This is a genomic window from Sulfuriferula sp. AH1, from assembly GCF_002162035.1.
In the GTDB taxonomy this organism is placed as follows: Bacteria; Pseudomonadota; Gammaproteobacteria; order Burkholderiales; family Sulfuriferulaceae; genus Sulfuriferula.
In genome coordinates, this window is record NZ_CP021138.1 from 178,252 (window position 1) to 197,412 (window position 19,161).

Consider the following 19,161-nt stretch of genomic DNA (forward strand, 5'->3'; position numbering starts at 1 on the left):
AAATGCAACGGCGTGCCAAGCGCATTTTCATTATTGCGTTGCTGATTTCGTTGTTGATGCACACGGTTTTGCTGACCGGCGTGAGGTTTGCATTGCCTGTCAATGACGAGCCGGACGCTACCGTAATCGAAGCGCGTCTGTTACCCCTGCCCGTTCCTGCACCCAAGCCCGTCAAAATCAAAGTCGCGCCCAAGCCGATTCATCATTCCAAACCCCGCTCTCGTCCTGCAACGCCGCCCCCGCCTATAGTGACGGCACCTGTCAGCGAGTCACCGCCGATCGAGCCGGAGCAAACTCAGACCGCATCGGATACGCCGAGCGACACCTCCCCGGCCACGGACAATACGCCGGTCGCCGATACGCCTGCATTGAATGCCCTGCCCGGAAAAATCGAGATCCAGTACAAGGTAGTCAAGGGCACTGATGGCTTTGCTATCGGCAGGGCCAGTTATATCTGGGTGGCCGAGGCAGGTCGTTATACGCTGACCAGTATTACGGAAGGCACGGGTATTTTCTCGTTGTTCCTGCCGGGCAAGCTGGTTCAGATCAGCCGCGGAAAAATTACTCCGTTCGGTTTGGCGCCGGACGATTTCTGGATACAGCGCGGGCGCGCTACGCCGGATAAAACCACCGCGGCACATTTCGATTACGCGCGCAAGACAGTGACGATCACCAAAAACAATCAGGCATTCTCGGTACCTTTGCAGGATAACGCCCAGGATGTGCTCAGCGTGATTTTTCAGCTGGCCGTACGCTCGCCGTTCCCGGACGCAATGTTGCTGCATGTCACCACCGGCAAAAGCCTGAAGCCCTATCATGCGCTGGTGGTGGGTGAGGAAATCATGAATACCGCGCTGGGCGAGCTGAATGTCCTGCATCTCTCCCGTCCTGCCGAGGAGGACGAAGACGCAATGGATGTCTGGCTGGCTGAGGATTACAATTTCGTCCCCGTTAAAATCCGGATCAATCACAGCAAATATGGCGTGATCGAACAGGTGATAACGGGGATGCGGAATAACTGACTATAACGCCGCGCGTATCTGTTTCGCCAGCGCCAGCGCAGCTTCCAGGGACGGATCCACGCAGGTGTAATGCCCCATTTTGCGCCCGGGTCGCGCGCTTTGCTTGCCGTAAAGATGCAATTTGGCTTGCGGGTACCGCAGCAATGCCGCCCAGTTGGGCTGGCTGTCGCCCCATACGTCGCCGAGCAGATTGACCATGACGGCCGGCGTATGTTGCGCAGTGGCGCCTAATGGCAGATTGCACAGCGTGCGCACCTGCATTTCGAACTGGCTGGATAAGCAGGCATCGAGCGTGTAATGCCCGCTGTTGTGCGGGCGCGGAGCGATTTCGTTGACCGTGAGCTGGCCGCCGTTGACCACGAAGAACTCCACGGCCATGACGCCGCAGTAATCGAGCCGGTGCGCAATCGCCAGCGCGGTTTCCCGCGCCTGCGCCGCCAGCGCATCCGTTACCCGTGCAGGGACGATACTGATATCCAGTATGCCGGCTTCGTGGATGTTTTCCGATACCGGATACAGCGCGGCTTCGCCGCTTTCATTGCGTCCAAGTACGACCGAGAGTTCGCATTCCAGCGTCAGCATTTTTTCCAGGACGCACACCTCGCCGCCCATGCCGGCGAAGGCGGCTTGCGCATGGGCCAGATCGGCGACACGGGCCTGACCTTTGCCATCGTAGCCAAAGCGCGATACCTTGAGCACGGCAGGGAATCCGACTGCAGCGCTGGCGTCAACCAGATCATCAGCGTTGCTGATGACTGCGAACGGAGCAGTGGCAAAGCCATGCTGGCGTAGCCAGGATTTTTCCGCGACACGATTCTGGGCGATTTCGACAGCTTCTGCGCTGGGTTTGACCGGGCAGTGCGCGGCCAGATTGCGCAGTGTGTTGGCGGGCACGTTTTCGAATTCGGTCGTTATCGCAGCGCAAGTCTGTGCCATTTGCGCCAGGGCTTGCGTATCCTGATAGTCGGCACACAGGTGGGTGTCGGCAAACTGTCCGGCGGGACTCAGCGGATCCGGGTCCAGCACCATGACGCGATAGCCCATGGTGCGCGCGGCGACAGTGAACATGCGTCCCAGCTGGCCGCCACCGAGCATGCCCAGAGTTGCGCCGGGAAGTATCATCTTGCTCATATCGAACTCTGCAGTCATGCTTCGGGTAAGCTCATGTTGAGCACGGTGTCGGACTGGCTGGTGCGGAAGGCGGCGAGTTTCGCTGCCAGTGCGGTATCTTCGCCTGCCAGCATGGCCGCGGCAAACAGTGCGGCATTGGCTGCCCCGGCTTCGCCAATGGCGAAAGTGGCGACCGGGATGCCTTTGGGCATCTGCACGATCGACAGCAGCGAATCCATGCCTTTGAGGTATTTGGACGGTACGGGTACGCCGAGTACCGGCACCGTGGTTTTCGCCGCCAGCATGCCCGGCAGGTGAGCTGCCCCGCCGGCACCGGCAATGATTGCGCGCAAGCCGCGCGCCTGTGCGCTGGCTGCGTATTCAAATAACAAATCGGGCGTGCGGTGGGCTGATACCACGCGCGTTTCGAATGCCACGCCGAATGACTTCAGCATCAGTGCCGCATGCTGCATCACTTCCCAATCGCTGTTGCTGCCCATGACGATGCCGATTTGTGGTGTGCTCATGTTGATCAGTGGTAAGTAAGCGAAAGCGCTATTTTAGCTGATTTTTGTAAAAACCCGGCAACACTGAGTAATCAGTCAGTGCAATTGGGTTAAAATTCAGCATCTCGTTTGAAAGGTCGATTATGCCCACCACCCATTTTACCCCCGGCGACAAGGCGAATGTTCTGTCCGAGGCTTTGCCGTATATTCAGCGCTTCTTTGATAAGACCATCGTGATCAAGTATGGCGGCAATGCCATGACCGATGGCAAGCTCAAGGAAGGTTTTGCCCGCGATGTGGTGTTGCTGAAGCTGGTGGGAATGAATCCGGTGATCGTGCACGGTGGCGGCCCGCAAATCGGTGAACAGCTCAAGCGCGTCGGCAAGGTGAGCGAGTTCATCCAGGGCATGCGCGTGACTGACCGGGAAACCATGGATGTGGTGGAAATGGTGCTGGGCGGTCTGGTAAACAAGGAGATCGTCAACTTGATCAACCAGCATGGCGGCAAGGCGGTAGGCCTGACCGGCAAGGACGGCGGCATGATACGGGCCAAAAAGATGCTGATTGAGGACCGCGAGAACCCTGGTAGCAAGCTGGATATCGGGCTGGTTGGTGAAGTGCTGGGAATAGATCCGGAATTGGTTCAGCTGCTGGATACGCGCGATTTTATCCCGGTGATTGCGCCAGTGGGCGTGGGCGAAGGCGGCGAAGCCTATAACATCAATGCCGATCTGGTCGCAGGCAAGCTGGCCGAGACGCTGCGTGCGGAAAAACTGATACTGATGACCAATATCCCGGGTGTGCTGGACAAGGAAGGCGGGCTGCTGACCGGCCTGTCGGCGCAGCGCGTCAACGAATTGATCGATGATGGCACGATTTACGGCGGTATGTTGCCGAAAATCAACTGTGCGCTGGATGCGGTCAAGAATGGCGTACAAACTGCGCACATCATCGACGGGCGGGTGGAACACGCCTTGCTGCTGGAAGTTCTGACCAAGGATGGTGTGGGTACGTTGATCAAACGCAGCTGAGCTGGCCGGTCTTCGGCGGACAATAAAAAACCCGCTAAGCAGCGGGTTTTTTATTGTCCGGTCAACAGACCCGGTGCAGCTGGATTACTTCAGCTTGATTTCCTTGTACAGCACGTGCTTGCGGGCTTTTGGATCGAACTTCATGAATTCCAGTTTTTCAGGCGTGGTGCGCTTGTTTTTGCTGGTGGTGTAGAAGTGACCAGTACCTGCAGTAGATTCCAGTTTGATTTTTTCACGGATTTTGCTAGCCATGTCTTACTCCTCAGATCTTCTCGCCATTGGCGAGCATTTTTTCCAACACAGCTTCAATGCCGTTTTTATCGATAGTGCGCAGTGCCGCGGTGCTCACACGCAAACGGATAAAGCGGTTCTCTTCTTCTAACCAGAAACGGCGAGATTGCAGGTTAGGCAAAAAACGACGTTTGGTTTTGTTGTTGGCGTGGGAAACATTGTTCCCAGACATTGGCGATTTGCCAGTAATTTGACATACACGGGCCATAGCGACCTCCCACGGAATTCGGAAAAACGCGATTTATACCATGTTTTTATAGTAGAAGTCAAAGCAAACCGCGTTCGGAAAAAGAAATTGCTTCGCCGCAACCGACAATGAAGTGATCCAGAACGCGCACGTCCACCAGCGCCAGCGCGGTTTTCAGCGCCTGCGTCAGGGCTTCGTCGGCCCGGCTGGGCTCGGCAACGCCGGAAGGGTGATTGTGCGCCAGGATCAATGCGGCGGCATTATGCGCCAGCGCGCGCTTGACCACTTCGCGTGGATAGACGCTGGCCTGATTCAGGGTGCCGCGAAACAGTTCTTCGACTGCGAGCACACGGTTCTGGCTGTCCAGGAATACCGCGCAGAAGACTTCATGCGCCTTGCCGCCCAGCGCCAGGCGCAGATAATCGCGTACTGCGGCCGGGGAGTTGAGGGCGTCGGTCTGGCGCATTTCTTCGGACAGCGCACGCCGCGCCATTTCCAGCACGGCTTGCAATTGCGCGTATTTGGCATCGCCGAGTCCGGGGAAGGCGCAAAATTCCTGATGGCTGGCGGCAAACAGCCGGGTCAGGTTCCTGAATTCGCCGATGAGTTCTCTTGCCATATCCACTGCGCTTTTGCCGGGTATGCCGGTACGCAGGAAAATCGCCAGTAATTCGGCGTCGCTCAGCGCTGCGGCCCCGCGTAACAGCAGTTTCTCGCGCGGACGTTCATCCTCCGGCCAGTCGGTAATCGCCATGCATTTCCCCCTTCATTGTTTTTATGCGTAAATTCTGCGTATTGATTTTATAAGGTAAAATGCGCTTTTTACGCGCACGGTCATAATCATGCCGGAATTGCACAATAAACGCATCCTGTTAGGGGTCACTGGCGGCATTGCCGCTTATAAAGCTGCCGAATTGACGCGCCGTCTGGTCAAGGCGGGCGCGCGGGTGCAGGTGGCGATGACGGCAGCGGCAACGCATTTCGTGACCGCCAAGACTTTTCAGGCGCTATCCGGGCTGCCGGTGATTACCGATCTGTGGGATGACACCAGCAGCAACGGCATGGCGCATATCCAGCTCACCCGCGACAGCGATCTGGTCGTGGTGGCGCCGGCGACGGCGGATTTCATCGCCAGGCTGGCGCATGGTCTGGCGGGCGATGTGCTGTCCGCGTTATGCCTGGCACGCACCTGCCCGCTTATGCTCGCCCCGGCGATGAACCGGCAGATGTGGGCGCATCCGGCTACCCGACGCAATGTGCGCCAGCTGGCTGAAGACGGCGTGATGCTGCTGGGGCCGGCCGCCGGTGAGCAGGCCTGTGGTGAAGTCGGCGAAGGGCGCATGCTGGAGCCGGCCGATTTATACGATGCCATCGTTGCCCGGTTCATCCCGCCCTTGCTGGCGAACAAGCGCGTGCTGATCACCGCCGGGCCGACGCTGGAAAAGCTCGATCCGGTGCGGGCGCTGACCAATTTGAGTTCGGGCAAGATGGGATATGCCGTTGCCCGTGCGGCGCTGGAATCCGGCGCCCGCGTTACGCTGATCAGCGGCCCGACCTGCCTTACTCCGCCGCCAGCGGCGCACGTCATTCATGTTGAAAGTGCCGCGGAGATGTTGCAGGCGGTGAGTCAGCATGTCGCCGATGCCGATATTTTCATCAGCGTTGCCGCTGTCGCCGATTATCGTCCGCAGCAATCCCATGTCAACAAACTGAAAAAAACCGATGCTACGCTGACGCTGACATTGGTGCCCAATGACGATATTCTGGGTCAGGTAGCGCAGCTGCCGAATCCACCTTTCTGCGTGGGTTTTGCTGCTGAAACCGAGCAGTTGCTGGAGCACGGCGAAGCCAAGCGCCAGCGCAAACATCTGCCGCTGCTTGCGGTGAATCGCGCCCAGGATGCGCTCGGCAGCGACGATAACGAGCTGATCCTGCTTGACGACCGGGGCGCACATCACTTGGTTAAAGCCGACAAGCTTACGCTGGCGCGGCAGCTGATCGCTCATCTTGCCGATTTATACACTCGTTCACGTTAGGAAAAACCATGGCCCGTACCATAGATGTGAAAATTCTCGATGCCCGTCTGCATGACCACCCGCCCAGCTACGCTACTCCGGGTGCGGCAGGCATCGATTTGCGTGCCTGTATCGACGCGCTGATAGACTTGGCGCCGGCGCAGACCCTGTTGATTCCTACCGGCATGGCGATCCATATCGGTACCCCTGATCTGGCGGCTGTCATTTTGCCGCGTTCGGGACTCGGACATAAGCATGGCATCGTGCTAGGCAATCTGGTTGGTCTGATCGATTCGGATTATCAGGGCCAGCTGTTTGTTTCCATGTGGAATCGCGGACATACCAGCTTTACCATCAACCCGCTGGAGCGCATAGCCCAGCTGGTGATGGTGCCGGTAGTGCAGGTGCAGTTCAACGTGGTTGAGGATTTTACTGCTTCGGAACGCGGCGAAGGCGGTTTCGGCAGCACCGGACGTTAAACGTCTTATCGTCCTTTTTGCGCATAAACCAGCGCGCTGGTCAGCATCCCCGCGGCAATCAGCAAAGCCAGATGGTTGCCCCAGCGCGCAAACGGCGTCAACCCCTGATAACCCTGGGCCGTGGCGGTGAGTGTTGCGCGGGTGAATAGCGGTAGCACTTGCTGCACTACGCCATCGATGCCGATGACGGCTGTCGCCCCGGTATTGGTAGCGCGCAGCATCTGCCGGCCGCTTTCCAGAGCGCGCATTTGCGAGATCTGCAGGTGTTGCCAGGGCGCAATGCTGTCGCCGAACCAGGCGTCGTTGGTGACGTTGACCAGGATGCTGGCGGCAGGGAGCGGGCGGATGATCTCGTTGCCGAATACGTCTTCATAGCAAACATTGGCGGCGACCCGCTGACCGGCAACTTTGAACGGCGCCTGTGTCAGTGCGCCGCGAGAGAAGTCGGACAGCGGTATGTGCAGCACTTCGGTGATGCGCCCGAATATCGGCTTCAGCGGGATATATTCGCCGAACGGCACGAGATGGGATTTGCGGTAGAACTGGGTGGCCGCCGTGCCTACACTCATGACACTGTTGTAATAGCGGCCATCCGCCGAGCGTTCGGGGATGCCCAGCAAGAGGTCGCCGCCATTGATGCGGGCGTAGGTGGCAAGATCGTCGAGATAGATTTTGGGGACTTCGTCATAGAATAGCGGTATCGCTGTTTCGGGCAATACGGTCAAGCGCGCATGGCTGTTGGCGACCATGTCGCGGTATTCGCGCATGGTGGTCAGCACTTGTTCCGGTTGCCATTTGATTGACTGGCTGATGTTGCCCTGTATCAGACTGACGCTGAACGCAGCCCCTTGCGGTTGTGTCCAGGCGATGAATTTGAGCCCTGCACCAGCGACCCAGATCAGCACCACTAACCAGCCGTAGCGCCGCGGTTGCCATGCCAATACTGCCGCCGACCATGCCAGAATCAGCGACAGGCCGAAGACGCCGATAATGGGCGCATATCCGGCCAGCGGACTGGCCGGTGCTTGCGAATAGCCGACGGCGAGCCAGGGGAAGCCGGTGAATATCCAGCCGCGTACCCATTCCGACAGCATCCATGCAGCAGGTACGCTCAACATGGCGGCACCGCGCCAGCGCTGGTACAGATAGCCGACAGCAGCCGGGAACAAGGCCAGGAAGGCCGCAAACAGCAGGGTCGCCAACACCGCCAGCGTCCAGGGCATCTCGCCATAGGTATGCAGGCTGGTATAAATCCACGACACTCCGGCGCCGAAATAGCCCAGGCCGAACACGAATCCGAGCCTTGCGCTGGCGGATGGCTGGCGTTGCCATAGCCAGAACAGCCCCGCGAGTGTGAATAACGGCAGCGGGAACCAGTCGAACGGCGCAAATCCGAGTACGCTGATCGCCCCCAGAGTGAGGGCGGCCAGTGCCAGTCCGGCCTGACGGAGCCGGTCAGTGCTGCGCGGCAAAATCAAGCATCCGCTGTATCGACAATACCGCGCGTTCGCGGACAGCCTCGCTAATGTGAATTTCATTGGCGCCGGTTTCCAGCACCTGCAGCAGATTGCGTAATCCGTTCATGGCCATCCACGGGCAATGCGCGCAACTTTTACAGGTCGCGCCGGCGCCGGCGGTCGGGGCTTCGAGGAATATCTTGCCGGGCGCCGCAGTATGCATCTTGTGGAAGATGCCGTTATCCGTGGCGACGATGAATTCCGGATTGGGCAGGGTTTGCGCGGCACGAATAATCTGGGTGGTGGACCCGACCACATCGGCCAGCGCGATGACTTCTTCCGGCGACTCGGGGTGAACCAGCACGGCAGCATCCGGGTGCGCCAGTTTCATCGCGGCGAGCTCCTTCGCCTTGAAGGCTTCATGGACGACGCAAGAGCCTTGCCATAACAGCATATCGGCGCCGGTGGTGGTGCGCACATACTCGCCAAGGTGCTTGTCGGGCGCCCACAGTATCTTTTTACCTTGTTTGTGCAGGTGCTCGATGATTTTAACGGCAGTGCCGGAGGTGACCACCCAGTCGGCGCGGGCTTTGACGGCTGCCGAGGTATTGGCATAGACCACGATGACGCGGTCCGGATGCTGGTCGCAGAATGCGGTAAATGCGTCGGCCGGGCATGCCATGTCCAGCGAGCAATTGGCGTCCAGGTCGGGCATCAATACGCGTTTTTCCGGATTGAGGATTTTGGCGGTCTCGCCCATGAATTTGACGCCGGCCACAATGATGGTGCTGGCCGCATGGGCATGGCCGAAGCGCGCCATCTCCAGTGAATCCGAGACGCAGCCGCCGGTTTCTTCGGCCAGATCCTGCAAATCGGCCGAGGTGTAATAGTGCGCGACCAGCACGGCGTTCTGTTGCGCCATCAGGGTTTTGATGCGGGCAACCAGCGTCGCGCGCTCGCTATCGGATAAGGTTTCTTCGACCATCGGCGGAGCGATGATTTTGGGCATGGCCGGCATGTTCAGCACGGATTGGATAGTCATGGATATCCTCGCTATCGAATGTAATACACCGCGCCGGGATGGGCAACGCGATACAGCTTGGCCGGGCGATGATTGCCGACACGCCGGCTTGCGCCGGTTTCAGCCAGTATGCCCAGCGCCAGGATGTGTTTGCGAAAATTGCGTTTGTCCAAGGCCTCGCCACGTATGGTTTCATAGACCTTCTGCAATTCTCCCAGCGTGAATGTTTCAGCCATCAGGCCGAACGCCACCGTCGAATAGTCGAGCTTTGCGCGCAGGCGCTGCTGTGCCAGATGGATAATGTCCTGATGGTCGAATGCCAGTGCCGGTAACGCATCGAGATTGAACCAGGCTACTTCGGCCGCATCGGATCCGGCAACCGGGGACAGTACTTCGCATGGCGCCAGCGCATAATAGGCCACGCTGATAATGCGTTCGCGCGGGTCGCGGTCCGGCTTGCCAAACGTATACAACTGCTCAAGATATACGCCGGTGATGCCGGTTTCCTCGGCCAGTTCGCGCAATGCGCAATCTTCCAGACATTCGTCCGGATCAACAAAGCCGCCGGGCAATGCCCAGCAGCCCTGAAACGGCTCGGCACGACGCCGGATCAGCAAAATGGCCAGTTTCTCCTCGCGTATGGTGAAGAGCGCGATATCGGTGGTCAGTGCCGGGTGCGGATATTCGTAACAAAATGGTGGCATGGATGACAAAGTGTAAAGAATACACTGATACGATAGTGTGAGTTTGACACTATGTCAACTCCCCGCTTAAAAAATCACGAGCCCGACGTGCTCGCTGCCATTGAAAATTCAAGGATCAAGTTGCTGTGAAGCAATGAAAAATCAGGGGCTTGATGTTATGTAAAAAATTCCTTGGCACTTCTAAAAATTTCTGCCAAGATGGAATTGCATATTTAAAGAATAAAATGATCCCGAAGTATAAAAATACCGTTATTACAAGGGGGAGTGATGCATGTTTTAATCACCGGCGGCGCCGGGTTTATCGGTTCGCATCTTGCGGAATACCACCTTTCTCGCAACGACAATGTGCATGTCGTTGATAATCTGAATACCGGTTCTTATGACAATATCAAGCCGTTGCTTGGGAACGCATCGTTTCGTTTTGACGAAGCCGATATCGTAACCTGGGCAGGCCTGGACAAGGCCGTCGGCTGGGCCGATCGCATCTATCACATGGCCGCTGTGGTCGGCGTAAAAAAGGTTCTGGCAGATCCGGTGAGCGTCATGGCAACCAATATCGCCGGGTGTGAGCGGGTGATGCGGGCGATGCATCAGGGCGGCTGGAATCCTCAGTTAATCGTCGCTTCCAGCTCGGAAGTGTACGGCTTCAATGAAAATGCCGGTTTTGCCGAGACCGACGCCGTGGTTTTTCATTCCGGCAGCCGATTGCGCTGGTGCTATGCGGTGACCAAGCTGGCTGATGAATCGTTCGGTTATGCCTATGCCCAGAAATATGGCCTGAATATCATCATTGCACGTTTGTTTAATACCATAGGACCGCGTCAGGTCGCTCAATATGGCATGGTAGTGCCTTCATTCGTTCGGCAGGCTATCAGTAATCAACCCGTTACGGTGTATGGCGACGGCACGCAAACCAGATCGTTTTGCGATGTCCGCGATATCGTCAAGGCGCTGGATTTGTTGGCTGCCACCCCGGCAGCCAAGGGTGAAATCGTCAATGTCGGCAATGATCAGGAAATCGCTATCAAGGATTTGGCGCAGCTCGTCGTGCAACGGGCCAAAAGCGCGTCGCCGATAAAGTTTCTCAGCTACGGGGAAGCGTACGGTGTCGATTTCGAGGATGTCTCCCATCGCAGGCCGATATTGAACAAGTTGCGAGCGCTGACCGGGTTCGAGCCGAAATGGACGCTGGTCGACACGATAGACGATTTGATCCGCCGGGAGCGCAGTATGAGCAAGCCGGTTACTGAAACCATGACAGGGTAAGGATATTATGGCTACAACTCCCTTTTTCGTTTTAAGCCCTAATACGGTATTGAGTATTATCGGTTTGATCCACGGACCGGATGACACCGTCCCGACGCCTGCCGAGGATTGGCATAAGGCAACGGTGGATGTCGTCATTCCTGCGCTGAATGAAGAAAGCAACATTGCGATCTGTCTGGCGTCGCTGTTGAAACAGACGAGGCGACCGACACGAATCATTCTGGTGGATGACGGCAGCACGGACAAGACAATCGAGTATGCGCATACCTTCGCCGATCAGAACAAGATGGAGCTGATTGTGATCCCGCGCAAGGAACCGATAGGGAAAACCCCGACGCTGAAGCGCCAGTCCAGGGAGTTCGATTCCGATGTCGAATTCATACTGGATGGCGATACGGTGCTGGAGTCTGAGAATTATATTGAAAGAGTGGTGGAAGAGTTATACAAGGGCGTCGGTATCGCCAGCGCCTGCGGTACCATTCTGCCGTTACGCGATCGCGACCGGCATGCCATGATCGATACGGCGCCGCTGCAGCAGTTCCTGGCTGCCAAGCCGGAAGCGTCGATCTATCCGAAAGTCGGGTGGATGCGGCATCTGCAGCGCGGCATCACCAATCTGTATCGCGACGTACTGTATTTCTATTTGCAGAAATTCGTGTATCACGGCCAGATGGTATTCTTCGGCAGCATCCTGAATCCGGTGGGCTGTGCCGTTGCCTACCGCCGGGACAGGCTGAAGACCATTATTTTCGACCATTACGAGCCACTGCTGGGCGATGACCTGACCAATTCGGAAGATATATTCATCGGCTTTGCACTGAACGATAACGGTTTCCGGAATATCCAGCTGACTGACGTTTATGCACGCTCCCAGGAACCGGAAGTAGGCCGTGTCCCGCATCAGCTTTATCTCTGGTCGTCGTCATTCCTGCAAAGTTGCTACTATTTTAACGAGCTGATGCGCAGTCCATTCAAGGCATTCAAGCGATATTTGCATCAACGCCGCGAACGCCGCGAGATCGGAGCGGAAATCGCCAGCAAACGGAAAATTCAGGAACAATATCGCCAGCCTTTCGGCATGGACTATACGCTGAAATATGGCCGCCCCATCGGCTGGGTGCTGTTTATGTCGGCAGTCGAGAAGATCGCTTTCCCTGCGGCCATGACCATCATGATTATCCTGAAACTATGGGAGCCACTGGCGATTACGCTCTTGGCTGAGACGGCGGTATCGGTCAGTATCCTGGCGATTATTGCCAGGGGGCATCGGCTTGAGTATTTCCTGAAGGGAATATTGGTGACGCCATTACGTTATGCCGTCATTCTCTTCGACCTCATTACGATAGGGCGTTTTGCTACGGATTTATGGATCTTCAGAAACAGGCGGTGGCGCAAATGAACAAGTATATTTCTGTCGGGATGACGGCATTATTTCTGTCGGTACCGGTCGTGGCGCAGAGCGCGGAAACGGTACCCGAAGCGGGTATTGCAGCTGAAAGCAAGGGCCATTGGGCGGATGCGATCGAGGTGTACCGGCAGGCGCTTAAAAACAATCCGGATCAGCCCCATCTGTGGCTGCGGATTGCCGATATCGAGGCGCGGCGCGGAAACATGAATGCGAGTGCGGCTGCGTTGAACCAGGCGATTCATTATTCGTCCAGGGATGCTGCGCTTTACGCCAAGCTGTCGGAGACGCATGCGGCTGCCAAGAATCCCAAGGCGGCCTTGGCTGCAATCGATCAGGCTGTCTTGCTGGAGCCCAGGAATCTCAAATACCTGCAGGCGCGCGCCAGTCTGGCGAACTGGGCGCAGGATTATGCGAAATCTGCCGATAGCTACAGTCGTATTCTGGCACTGGAGCCCGGTTCTGCGGAAGCAATGCTGGGATTGGCACGCAATCAGGTATGGCAAGGCAGTCTGGATCAGGCTGCCGCCAATTACAAGCGTTATGTTGACAGTCATACCGGAGATCAGGCTGCGCTAAAGGAATACATCAATGTAGAGACCAAACGCAAACAATATGTCAGTGCGCTGGATCTGCTGAATGTCTATCGCCAGCGCTTCGGCGCAACGCCCGAATCATGGATGCAGACTGCGGATATTCAGGCCGTGGCAGGCAATCCGAAAGGTGTGGCTGAAGCGCTGGAGCAGGCGACACGGCTGGTACCAGCCGATGGCAAGCTTTACCAGCGACTTTCCCAATCCTACGCCGTTGCCCAGGATAGCAAGGCAGCACTGGCCGCTATTAATCATGCCGTGCAGCTGGAGCCGGATAATATCGAATACCTGCGCGCGCGCGGCGTGCTCGCGGCCTGGAACCGGGATTACGTCATGGCTGCTGATAGTTATTCCCGCGTATTGGCCATTGCGCCCGATGATGCGGCCGCCACGATAGGACTGGCGCGCGCCTATTCGCAAAAAGGCGAGGTGGAAAAGTCGACTAAACTTTACCGCGCCTATCTTGCGAAGCATCCTCAGGACAAGGATGCGATGATGGCATACATGGAAGACGAAGCCACTCGCGGCAATATCGCCGCCGTCAAGGAGTACGGAGAAATCTACCGGCAGCGTTTCGGTGAAAGTCTGGAATACTGGCTGCACATGGCGGATATCGAGGCTTTGGCCGGAGACGATCGCGCTTCGGCAGAGGCGGTACGGCAGGCGACGCGGTTCTCGCAGAACGATGCCCATCTGTTCTATCGGTTATCCCAGACTTATCCCGGTCTCAAGGATGTGAAGAATGCGTCTGCGGCGATAGAGCGTGCAGTCCAGCTGGAACCGAAAAATCTGGAATTTTTGCGTGCCCGCGCAGACCTTGCGGCATGGGGTTCTGATTATCCGACTGCGCTGGATAGCTACAATCGCATTTTGGTCATTGCGCCCGGCGACCCTGGCGCGATACTCGGTATCGCGCGTATCAGCGCCTGGCAAGGCCAGCTCGATAACTCGGCAAAATATTACAAGCGCTATCTGGCCAAATATCCGCAGGTGCAAGTCGTGTGGATAGAATATATCGAAGTCGAGGCCGAGCGCGGCGACTATGCGCTGGCAATGGAACTGCTGGAAAAATACCGGCGACAGTATGGCGAAACGCCGGCTTATCTGAAACAGAAAGCGCGTGTGCTGGCCTGGGCAGAGCGTCCAACACCGGCTTTGGCGATCGTCAACAATTTGCATCCGACGATGCCGGATGATTATGAGCTGGCTACTACACATAGCCTGGCATTGTCCATAGCGCATCGGCCACGTGAGGCACTCGGCAGTTTGAGTGAACTGGTGCGTCTGCAGCCTGACAGCAAGGAAACATATGATACGCAACGCTTCATCAAAACACCGTTGCGTTCCAATATCAGTTTCCTGTTCGGCTATCAGGCGAGTTCCGACGATATCACGATCAAGCAGGCGGGCGTGAATGGCGAGTACGTGATTTCACCGGAAACCCGTGTGTTTGCAGGGACTGACAAGCAAAGGCTGAATGCGGCGGCAGGCAGTGGTTTCGAAACCGTGAATGGCGAAACGACTACCGACTATAACCGGGGCTGGATCGGTGCCCGTCATTTATTTTCGCCTAAAATAGCGATGGATGCACAAGTAGGCGGCGGCACTGCATCTGGCAGTCATAACTTTATTTATAAGGTGGGTGCGGATTTTCAGCCGAAAGACAATCTCAGCATGCGTCTGTCCCGACGGCAGGATGTGTATGCGGTGTCGCCGCGCGCTGTTTCGCTTGGCATCGAACGTCGCGCCAATACCCTGACTACCAGCTGGCAGCCGGATCTGCGGTATACGATAGACAGTTTGCTGGCTTACGATACCTTCTCTGATGGCAACTCGCGGTGGGAGGTCGATCTGGCACCGCGGCGTGCCGTAGTCCGGAATCAATATCTCAATCTCGATCTGGGCATTGGCGGACGCTGGTTCAGCTACAAGGAAGATCCGAATAACGGATACTATGCACCGAATATGTACCGGCGTTATTCGGTGACGGCTTACAGTTACTGGAAGCTGAACGATGATAACGGAATCAGCGTTACCGCCAGTGCGGGGCCATACAAGGATAACACCATGGATGGATACCGCGCGGGTGGCGATCTGGTCGTGGAAGGTTTCTTCGGGCTTTACCGCGACTGGATGCTGGATGCGCGCGCATCGCTATCATCCTATGGTGCGGGTGCTACAGGGGCATATCGGTCGAGGATGTTCGAATTGATATTGACCCGGCGTTTCTGATGATGTCTGCGTAGCCGCAGATTTCGCGCTGCGGCTGCAAATCCGGTAGTTCTGTGCGTCAGAGTAGCGTTCGAGGTCAGGCCGGAATGGACTGTGCGGTGAAGATGATGACAAAATGGCTTGTTTTTCTCGGATTGTTGTTCAGTGCCGGTGCAATAGCACAAGCCGATGACTTCACGATCCAGTCGTCGCAGCGTGAGATGGCGGTGACCTTCGACGATTTGCCGTTTGTGGAAGGAGGCATAGATAACAACTGGACGACGTTACGCGCTCGAGCGGACGAACTATTGCGGCAGATTACAGCCAACCATATTCCGGCAGTCGGCTTCGTGAATGAGGCCAAGCTTTATCGCCAGGGACAGCTGGACGAACAAAGCGTGGCCAGCCTCGGCGACTGGCTGGATGCAGGACTCGAGCTCGGCAATCACACCTATTCCCATGCAGCGCTCAGCCGCATGCCGCTGGAGCAGTTTGAGCAGGACGTTATCCGTGGCGAAACCGTAACCAGCTCTCTGCTGGCGGCGCGCGGCATGAAACTGCGATATTTTCGTCATCCTTATTTGCAGGTTGGCAACGATATTGCGACCCGAACCGCATTTGAAAAATTCCTTGCAGGGCGCGGCTACATCATAGCGCCCGTTACCGTGAATCATGCCGAATGGATATTTGCCGCCGCTTACGACAGGGCCGAGCAGCAAGGCGATCAGGCCGCGCTGCAGCGCGTGGCTGCAGCGTACATTTCTTATATGGGAAAAGTTCTGGCCAATGCCGAGCAGCAATCCATGGAGCTGTTCGGACGCCAGATCAGACAGGTGCTGCTGTTGCATGCCAACTCTTTGAATGCCGATCATTTCGGCGAACTGGTCGCTATGCTGAAGCAACGCGGATATCTATTTATTACCCTGGCGGATGCGTTGCGGGACCCCGCGTATAGCTCGGTGAATACTTATGCCGGGACGATTGGTGTGTCTTGGCTGGATCAATGGGCGCTTACGGTTGGTCTGACGCCGCAAAAAGATGAAGCGGTTCCAGTGTTTGTCAAAGGTCTGGCTGGTCTGCCAGTAACTGCTTATCGGGGATATTAGTGAAACAGAATGAAATGATCCGATTGGGAATGATAGCCGTACTGTTGACCCAGACGCTGATTGCGATGGCTGCATCCGACATGGGGCCGCCTGCGGCCACGCTGCGCGCGGCAGCCGAGGCCAGAGGCATGCACATCGGTTCCAGCGTCGATGAAGATGCGTTACGGACAGACACGGATTATGCCGGAGTATTGGCGCGCGAATTCGACAGCCTGACTCCGGAAAACAGCATGAAATTCGCCGAGTCGCATCCTGCCCCGTTTCGCTATACATTTGCGGACGGCGATGCGGTGGTCGACTTCGCGGAAAAGCATAATATGCAAGTGCATGGGCATGTGCTGGTATGGCATGAACAACTGCCGAAATGGCTGACCCAAGGGCATTGGACGCATGCGCAGCTGCGCAAAATATTGCGCGAATATATTTTTCGCATCGTTGGGCATTACCAGGGGCGCGTTAATGTCTGGGACGTGGTGAGCGAGGCGGTTGATGATAATGGCGCCATGCGGCAGACATTCTGGTCGCGGGGGCTTGGGCCGGATTATATTGCGTTGGCATTTCAATGGGCGCATGAGGCCAATCCGGATGCGCTCCTGTTGTATAACGACTATGGTGGCGACGGTGGCGGAGCCAAAGCCGATGCGATTTTCAAACTGGTGCAAAGGCTGCATGAGCAGGGCGTGCCGATTAACGGTGTAGGGTTGCAGATGCATACCAGCGTGGATGATCCGCCCGATACCAAGGCGGTCAGTGCCAATATGGCACGTTTGCATCAGCTTGGGCTGCAGGTCTATATCACTGAAATGGACGTGATGATCAAGCTTCCGGTAACCCGGGCCAAGCTTGAAGCACAGGCCGGGATTTACCGGAACATGATGAGCGTCTGTTTAGCCGCGGAGAATTGCCATAATTTTACTTCGTGGGGGTTTACCGACCGTTATTCATGGATACCGCAATTCTTCCCGGGTAACGGCGCAGCCCTGATTTTCGATGAGCAGATGCAGGCCAAGCCGTCGTATCGGGCGTTAATGGATGTGTTGTCCGCATCTGGAGCCAGCTCCCCTTGAAAGGTTTTTTATGAGTACGGTAGCCGTAGTTGGTCTGGGTTATGTGGGTCTGCCACTCGCAGTGGCGTTCGGCAAGATCATGCCCACGATAGGTTATAGTCACACCCGTAGCAAGGTAGAAAGTCTCAGGCAATATATCGCGCCCGGAGACGAAATGGACAGCGATGAGTTGCGTGCCGCGCAACAGCTTACATTTACCGATGACCCGGTCCTTTTGAGCGAGGCGGATTATATTATCATCGCCGTGCCTACTCCGGTGGACGTGGCGCATCAGCCGGATTTCACGCCGCTCGTCAATGCCAGCCGTACGGTCGGACAGCATATGAAAAGAGGCGCGATCGTTATTTATGAGTCGACAGTCTATCCGGGGGCTACCGAAGATGTGTGCGTACCTGAGCTCGAGCGGGCATCGAGCCTGAAATGGCAGCAGGATTTCCATGTGGGCTATTCCCCGGAGCGGATCAATCCGGGCGACCGGGAGCACACGCTGAGCCGGGTGATAAAAATAGTCTCGGGAGACAGCGCATCCACGCTGGAGCAGGTGGCAGCGCTGTATGGGTTGATCGTCGAGGCCGGCGTGCATCGAGTATCCTGCATCAAGGTGGCGGAAGCGGCGAAAGTCATCGAGAATACGCAACGCGATTTGAATATCGCATTGATGAACGAGTTGGCGATCATCTTTCATCTGGTCGGCATAGATTCCCAGGAGGTGCTGGAAGCTGCCGGCACCAAATGGAATTTCCTGCATTTCAGCCCCGGTCTGGTTGGAGGGCATTGCATCGGAGTGGACCCCTATTACCTGACCAGCAAGGCGGAAATGCTCGGCTACCATCCGGATGTGATTCTGGCCGGGCGCCGTATCAACGATGGCATGGGCAAATTTATTGCCGATCAGACCATCAAACTGATGATAGGCAACGGCGTTACCATGAAGGGGGCGAAAATCAACGTGCTTGGTGTGACCTTCAAGGAGAATGTGAGCGATCTGCGCAATTCCAAGGTAATCGATCTGATCAAGGAGCTGGAATCATTCGGCGTTGAAGTGACTGTTCATGATCCGGTAGCCAGTGCAAGCGATGCGCAGCACAAATACGGGTTGAAGCTGCTGGAATGGGATGAGTTGCCGGTTGCTGATGTACTGGTGGTCGCCGTGGCTCATCAGCAATTTACGCATAAACCCATTGTGGAAATGTTGACCAAGGTCACTGCCAAGGGCTGTTTTGTAGACGTCAAGTGCCGTTTTGATGCCGCTGTATTGCAGGCGGCAGGGTTGTCGGTATGGCGGCTGTGATCAGGGCTCGCTAGGCGGATTGTCGTTGCGATGGGCCTGCTGTCGCAGACCTGAATGGAAATTCTGCAGGAACTCGGCGATGGATTCGGCAAATTCCGGATCCGGCGTCATCTGGTTGATGCTGCCATGCACAACGGTTTCGCCGTGGCGGCTGGTTACCGTCCACTGAAAAGCATTAGGGCAGCTGGTCAATGCGTAACGTATGCCATTTCGGATCGGACGGCATTCCAGTTCAAATACACCCCACAGACATTCGGTACGAGCAGTTGAGCCGTCCGCGACAATGTCTTCGACGTGATACACGTCGGTGCACAGTCGGGGCAGGTTGGCCAAAGTGCAGTGCTGCAGGATTGCAGCGACCGGGATTTCGGGGATGATGATATGAGACCAGTCCATGAT

19 protein-coding genes are annotated in these 19,161 nt (G+C 56.5%); 10 read left to right on the forward strand and 9 right to left on the reverse strand.

Annotated elements, in window-relative coordinates:
* Positions 1 to 2: 2 nt before the first annotated feature.
* Positions 3 to 1,022 (forward strand): DUF3108 domain-containing protein, encoded by a 1,020-nt coding sequence (locus CAP31_RS00975; RefSeq protein WP_087445824.1) that lies wholly within the window; start codon positions 3 to 5, stop codon positions 1,020 to 1,022.
* Here the strand turns inward: CAP31_RS00975 and CAP31_RS00980 are convergent, their stop codons facing one another.
* Positions 1,023 to 2,144, reverse strand: coding sequence for a 5-(carboxyamino)imidazole ribonucleotide synthase (locus CAP31_RS00980; protein ID WP_087448194.1), 1,122 nt, complete (start codon positions 2,142 to 2,144; stop codon positions 1,023 to 1,025).
* A 23-nt stretch (positions 2,145 to 2,167) separates the two neighbouring features.
* Positions 2,168 to 2,659: a 5-(carboxyamino)imidazole ribonucleotide mutase gene (purE, locus tag CAP31_RS00985; protein WP_087445825.1), complete on the reverse strand. Its 492-nt coding sequence runs from the start codon at positions 2,657 to 2,659 to the stop codon at positions 2,168 to 2,170.
* Positions 2,660 to 2,781: 122 nt separating this feature from the next.
* Here purE and argB point away from each other — a divergent pair, with 122 nt between their 5' ends.
* A complete protein-coding gene (gene argB / locus CAP31_RS00990; protein WP_087445826.1) occupies positions 2,782 to 3,669 on the forward strand; it encodes an acetylglutamate kinase in 888 nt (295 codons plus the stop codon).
* A gap of 84 nt (positions 3,670 to 3,753) precedes the next feature.
* Here argB and rpmG read toward each other — a convergent pair whose 3' ends face one another.
* From rpmG to radC, 3 genes are read right to left on the reverse strand one after another with little or no spacing between them, the layout of a single operon-like run.
* The gene (rpmG, locus tag CAP31_RS00995) at positions 3,754 to 3,921 is read right to left on the reverse strand and encodes a 50S ribosomal protein L33 (RefSeq protein ID WP_087445827.1); all 168 of its coding nucleotides are present in this window, start codon (positions 3,919 to 3,921) and stop codon (positions 3,754 to 3,756) included.
* Positions 3,922 to 3,931: 10 nt separating this feature from the next.
* The gene (rpmB, locus tag CAP31_RS01000) at positions 3,932 to 4,168 is read right to left on the reverse strand and encodes a 50S ribosomal protein L28 (RefSeq protein WP_087445828.1); all 237 of its coding nucleotides are present in this window, start codon (positions 4,166 to 4,168) and stop codon (positions 3,932 to 3,934) included.
* Between the two features lie 58 nt (positions 4,169 to 4,226).
* A complete protein-coding gene (radC, locus tag CAP31_RS01005) occupies positions 4,227 to 4,901 on the reverse strand; it encodes a DNA repair protein RadC (protein ID WP_087445829.1) in 675 nt (224 codons plus the stop codon).
* An 88-nt stretch (positions 4,902 to 4,989) separates the two neighbouring features.
* On the opposite strand from radC, the gene coaBC reads away from it, so the two are divergent.
* Both coaBC and dut read left to right on the forward strand, forming a co-directional pair.
* A complete protein-coding gene (gene coaBC, locus CAP31_RS01010; RefSeq protein ID WP_087445830.1) occupies positions 4,990 to 6,183 on the forward strand; it encodes a bifunctional phosphopantothenoylcysteine decarboxylase/phosphopantothenate--cysteine ligase CoaBC in 1,194 nt (397 codons plus the stop codon).
* Between the two features lie 8 nt (positions 6,184 to 6,191).
* Positions 6,192 to 6,641 (forward strand): dUTP diphosphatase, encoded by a 450-nt coding sequence (dut, locus tag CAP31_RS01015; protein WP_087445831.1) that lies wholly within the window; start codon positions 6,192 to 6,194, stop codon positions 6,639 to 6,641.
* 5 nt (positions 6,642 to 6,646) lie between these two features.
* Here dut and lnt read toward each other — a convergent pair whose 3' ends face one another.
* From lnt to CAP31_RS01030, 3 genes are read right to left on the reverse strand one after another with little or no spacing between them, the layout of a single operon-like run.
* Entirely contained in the window at positions 6,647 to 8,077 is a 1,431-nt protein-coding gene (gene lnt, locus CAP31_RS01020) for an apolipoprotein N-acyltransferase (protein ID WP_369802461.1), read from the reverse strand.
* Positions 8,078 to 8,096: 19 nt separating this feature from the next.
* Positions 8,097 to 9,140, reverse strand: a complete 1,044-nt coding sequence (gene nadA / locus CAP31_RS01025) for a quinolinate synthase NadA (RefSeq protein WP_087445833.1) — start codon at positions 9,138 to 9,140, stop codon at positions 8,097 to 8,099.
* Between the two features lie 11 nt (positions 9,141 to 9,151).
* Entirely contained in the window at positions 9,152 to 9,823 is a 672-nt protein-coding gene (locus CAP31_RS01030; RefSeq protein ID WP_087445834.1) for an NUDIX domain-containing protein, read from the reverse strand.
* A gap of 267 nt (positions 9,824 to 10,090) precedes the next feature.
* Here CAP31_RS01030 and CAP31_RS01035 point away from each other — a divergent pair, with 267 nt between their 5' ends.
* The 6 genes from CAP31_RS01035 (at position 10,091) to CAP31_RS01060 (ending at position 18,762) form a co-directional block, all read left to right on the forward strand.
* A complete protein-coding gene (locus CAP31_RS01035; RefSeq protein ID WP_087445835.1) occupies positions 10,091 to 11,089 on the forward strand; it encodes an NAD-dependent epimerase/dehydratase family protein in 999 nt (332 codons plus the stop codon).
* 7 nt (positions 11,090 to 11,096) lie between these two features.
* On the forward strand, positions 11,097 to 12,488 hold the full coding sequence (locus CAP31_RS01040) for a glycosyltransferase family 2 protein (protein ID WP_087445836.1): 1,392 nt from the start codon (positions 11,097 to 11,099) through the stop codon (positions 12,486 to 12,488).
* On the forward strand, positions 12,455 to 15,319 hold the full coding sequence (locus CAP31_RS01045; RefSeq protein WP_087445837.1) for a tetratricopeptide repeat protein: 2,865 nt from the start codon (positions 12,455 to 12,457) through the stop codon (positions 15,317 to 15,319). The genes CAP31_RS01040 and CAP31_RS01045 overlap by 34 nt, the downstream gene beginning before the upstream one ends.
* A gap of 104 nt (positions 15,320 to 15,423) precedes the next feature.
* Entirely contained in the window at positions 15,424 to 16,404 is a 981-nt protein-coding gene (locus CAP31_RS01050) for a polysaccharide deacetylase family protein (protein WP_223247447.1), read from the forward strand.
* Entirely contained in the window at positions 16,404 to 17,471 is a 1,068-nt protein-coding gene (locus CAP31_RS01055; protein WP_087445839.1) for an endo-1,4-beta-xylanase, read from the forward strand. The genes CAP31_RS01050 and CAP31_RS01055 overlap by 1 nt, the downstream gene beginning before the upstream one ends.
* A 10-nt stretch (positions 17,472 to 17,481) precedes the next feature.
* Complete coding sequence (locus CAP31_RS01060; protein WP_087445840.1) at positions 17,482 to 18,762, forward strand: nucleotide sugar dehydrogenase; 1,281 nt, start codon at positions 17,482 to 17,484, stop codon at positions 18,760 to 18,762.
* Here the strand turns inward: CAP31_RS01060 and CAP31_RS01065 are convergent, their stop codons facing one another.
* Positions 18,763 to 19,158, reverse strand: a complete 396-nt coding sequence (locus CAP31_RS01065; RefSeq protein ID WP_087445841.1) for a hypothetical protein — start codon at positions 19,156 to 19,158, stop codon at positions 18,763 to 18,765.
* Between the last annotated feature and the right edge of the window lie 3 nt (positions 19,159 to 19,161).

Excerpts from the sequence above, each read along its gene's own strand:
- CAP31_RS00975 (WP_087445824.1), top strand. The coding sequence starts at position 3 with ATGCAACGGCGTGCCAAGCGCATTTTCATTATTGCGTTGCTGATTTCG.
- CAP31_RS00980 (WP_087448194.1), bottom strand. The coding sequence starts at position 2,144 with ATGATACTTCCCGGCGCAACTCTGGGCATGCTCGGTGGCGGCCAGCTG.
- purE (WP_087445825.1), bottom strand. The coding sequence starts at position 2,659 with ATGAGCACACCACAAATCGGCATCGTCATGGGCAGCAACAGCGATTGG.
- argB (WP_087445826.1), top strand. The coding sequence starts at position 2,782 with ATGCCCACCACCCATTTTACCCCCGGCGACAAGGCGAATGTTCTGTCC.
- rpmG (WP_087445827.1), bottom strand. The coding sequence starts at position 3,921 with ATGGCTAGCAAAATCCGTGAAAAAATCAAACTGGAATCTACTGCAGGT.
- rpmB (WP_087445828.1), bottom strand. The coding sequence starts at position 4,168 with ATGGCCCGTGTATGTCAAATTACTGGCAAATCGCCAATGTCTGGGAAC.
- radC (WP_087445829.1), bottom strand. The coding sequence starts at position 4,901 with ATGGCGATTACCGACTGGCCGGAGGATGAACGTCCGCGCGAGAAACTG.
- coaBC (WP_087445830.1), top strand. The coding sequence starts at position 4,990 with ATGCCGGAATTGCACAATAAACGCATCCTGTTAGGGGTCACTGGCGGC.
- dut (WP_087445831.1), top strand. The coding sequence starts at position 6,192 with ATGGCCCGTACCATAGATGTGAAAATTCTCGATGCCCGTCTGCATGAC.
- nadA (WP_087445833.1), bottom strand. The coding sequence starts at position 9,140 with ATGACTATCCAATCCGTGCTGAACATGCCGGCCATGCCCAAAATCATC.
- CAP31_RS01030 (WP_087445834.1), bottom strand. The coding sequence starts at position 9,823 with ATGCCACCATTTTGTTACGAATATCCGCACCCGGCACTGACCACCGAT.
- CAP31_RS01035 (WP_087445835.1), top strand. The coding sequence starts at position 10,091 with ATGCATGTTTTAATCACCGGCGGCGCCGGGTTTATCGGTTCGCATCTT.
- CAP31_RS01040 (WP_087445836.1), top strand. The coding sequence starts at position 11,097 with ATGGCTACAACTCCCTTTTTCGTTTTAAGCCCTAATACGGTATTGAGT.
- CAP31_RS01045 (WP_087445837.1), top strand. The coding sequence starts at position 12,455 with ATGGATCTTCAGAAACAGGCGGTGGCGCAAATGAACAAGTATATTTCT.
- CAP31_RS01050 (WP_223247447.1), top strand. The coding sequence starts at position 15,424 with ATGATGACAAAATGGCTTGTTTTTCTCGGATTGTTGTTCAGTGCCGGT.
- CAP31_RS01060 (WP_087445840.1), top strand. The coding sequence starts at position 17,482 with ATGAGTACGGTAGCCGTAGTTGGTCTGGGTTATGTGGGTCTGCCACTC.
- CAP31_RS01065 (WP_087445841.1), bottom strand. The coding sequence starts at position 19,158 with ATGGACTGGTCTCATATCATCATCCCCGAAATCCCGGTCGCTGCAATC.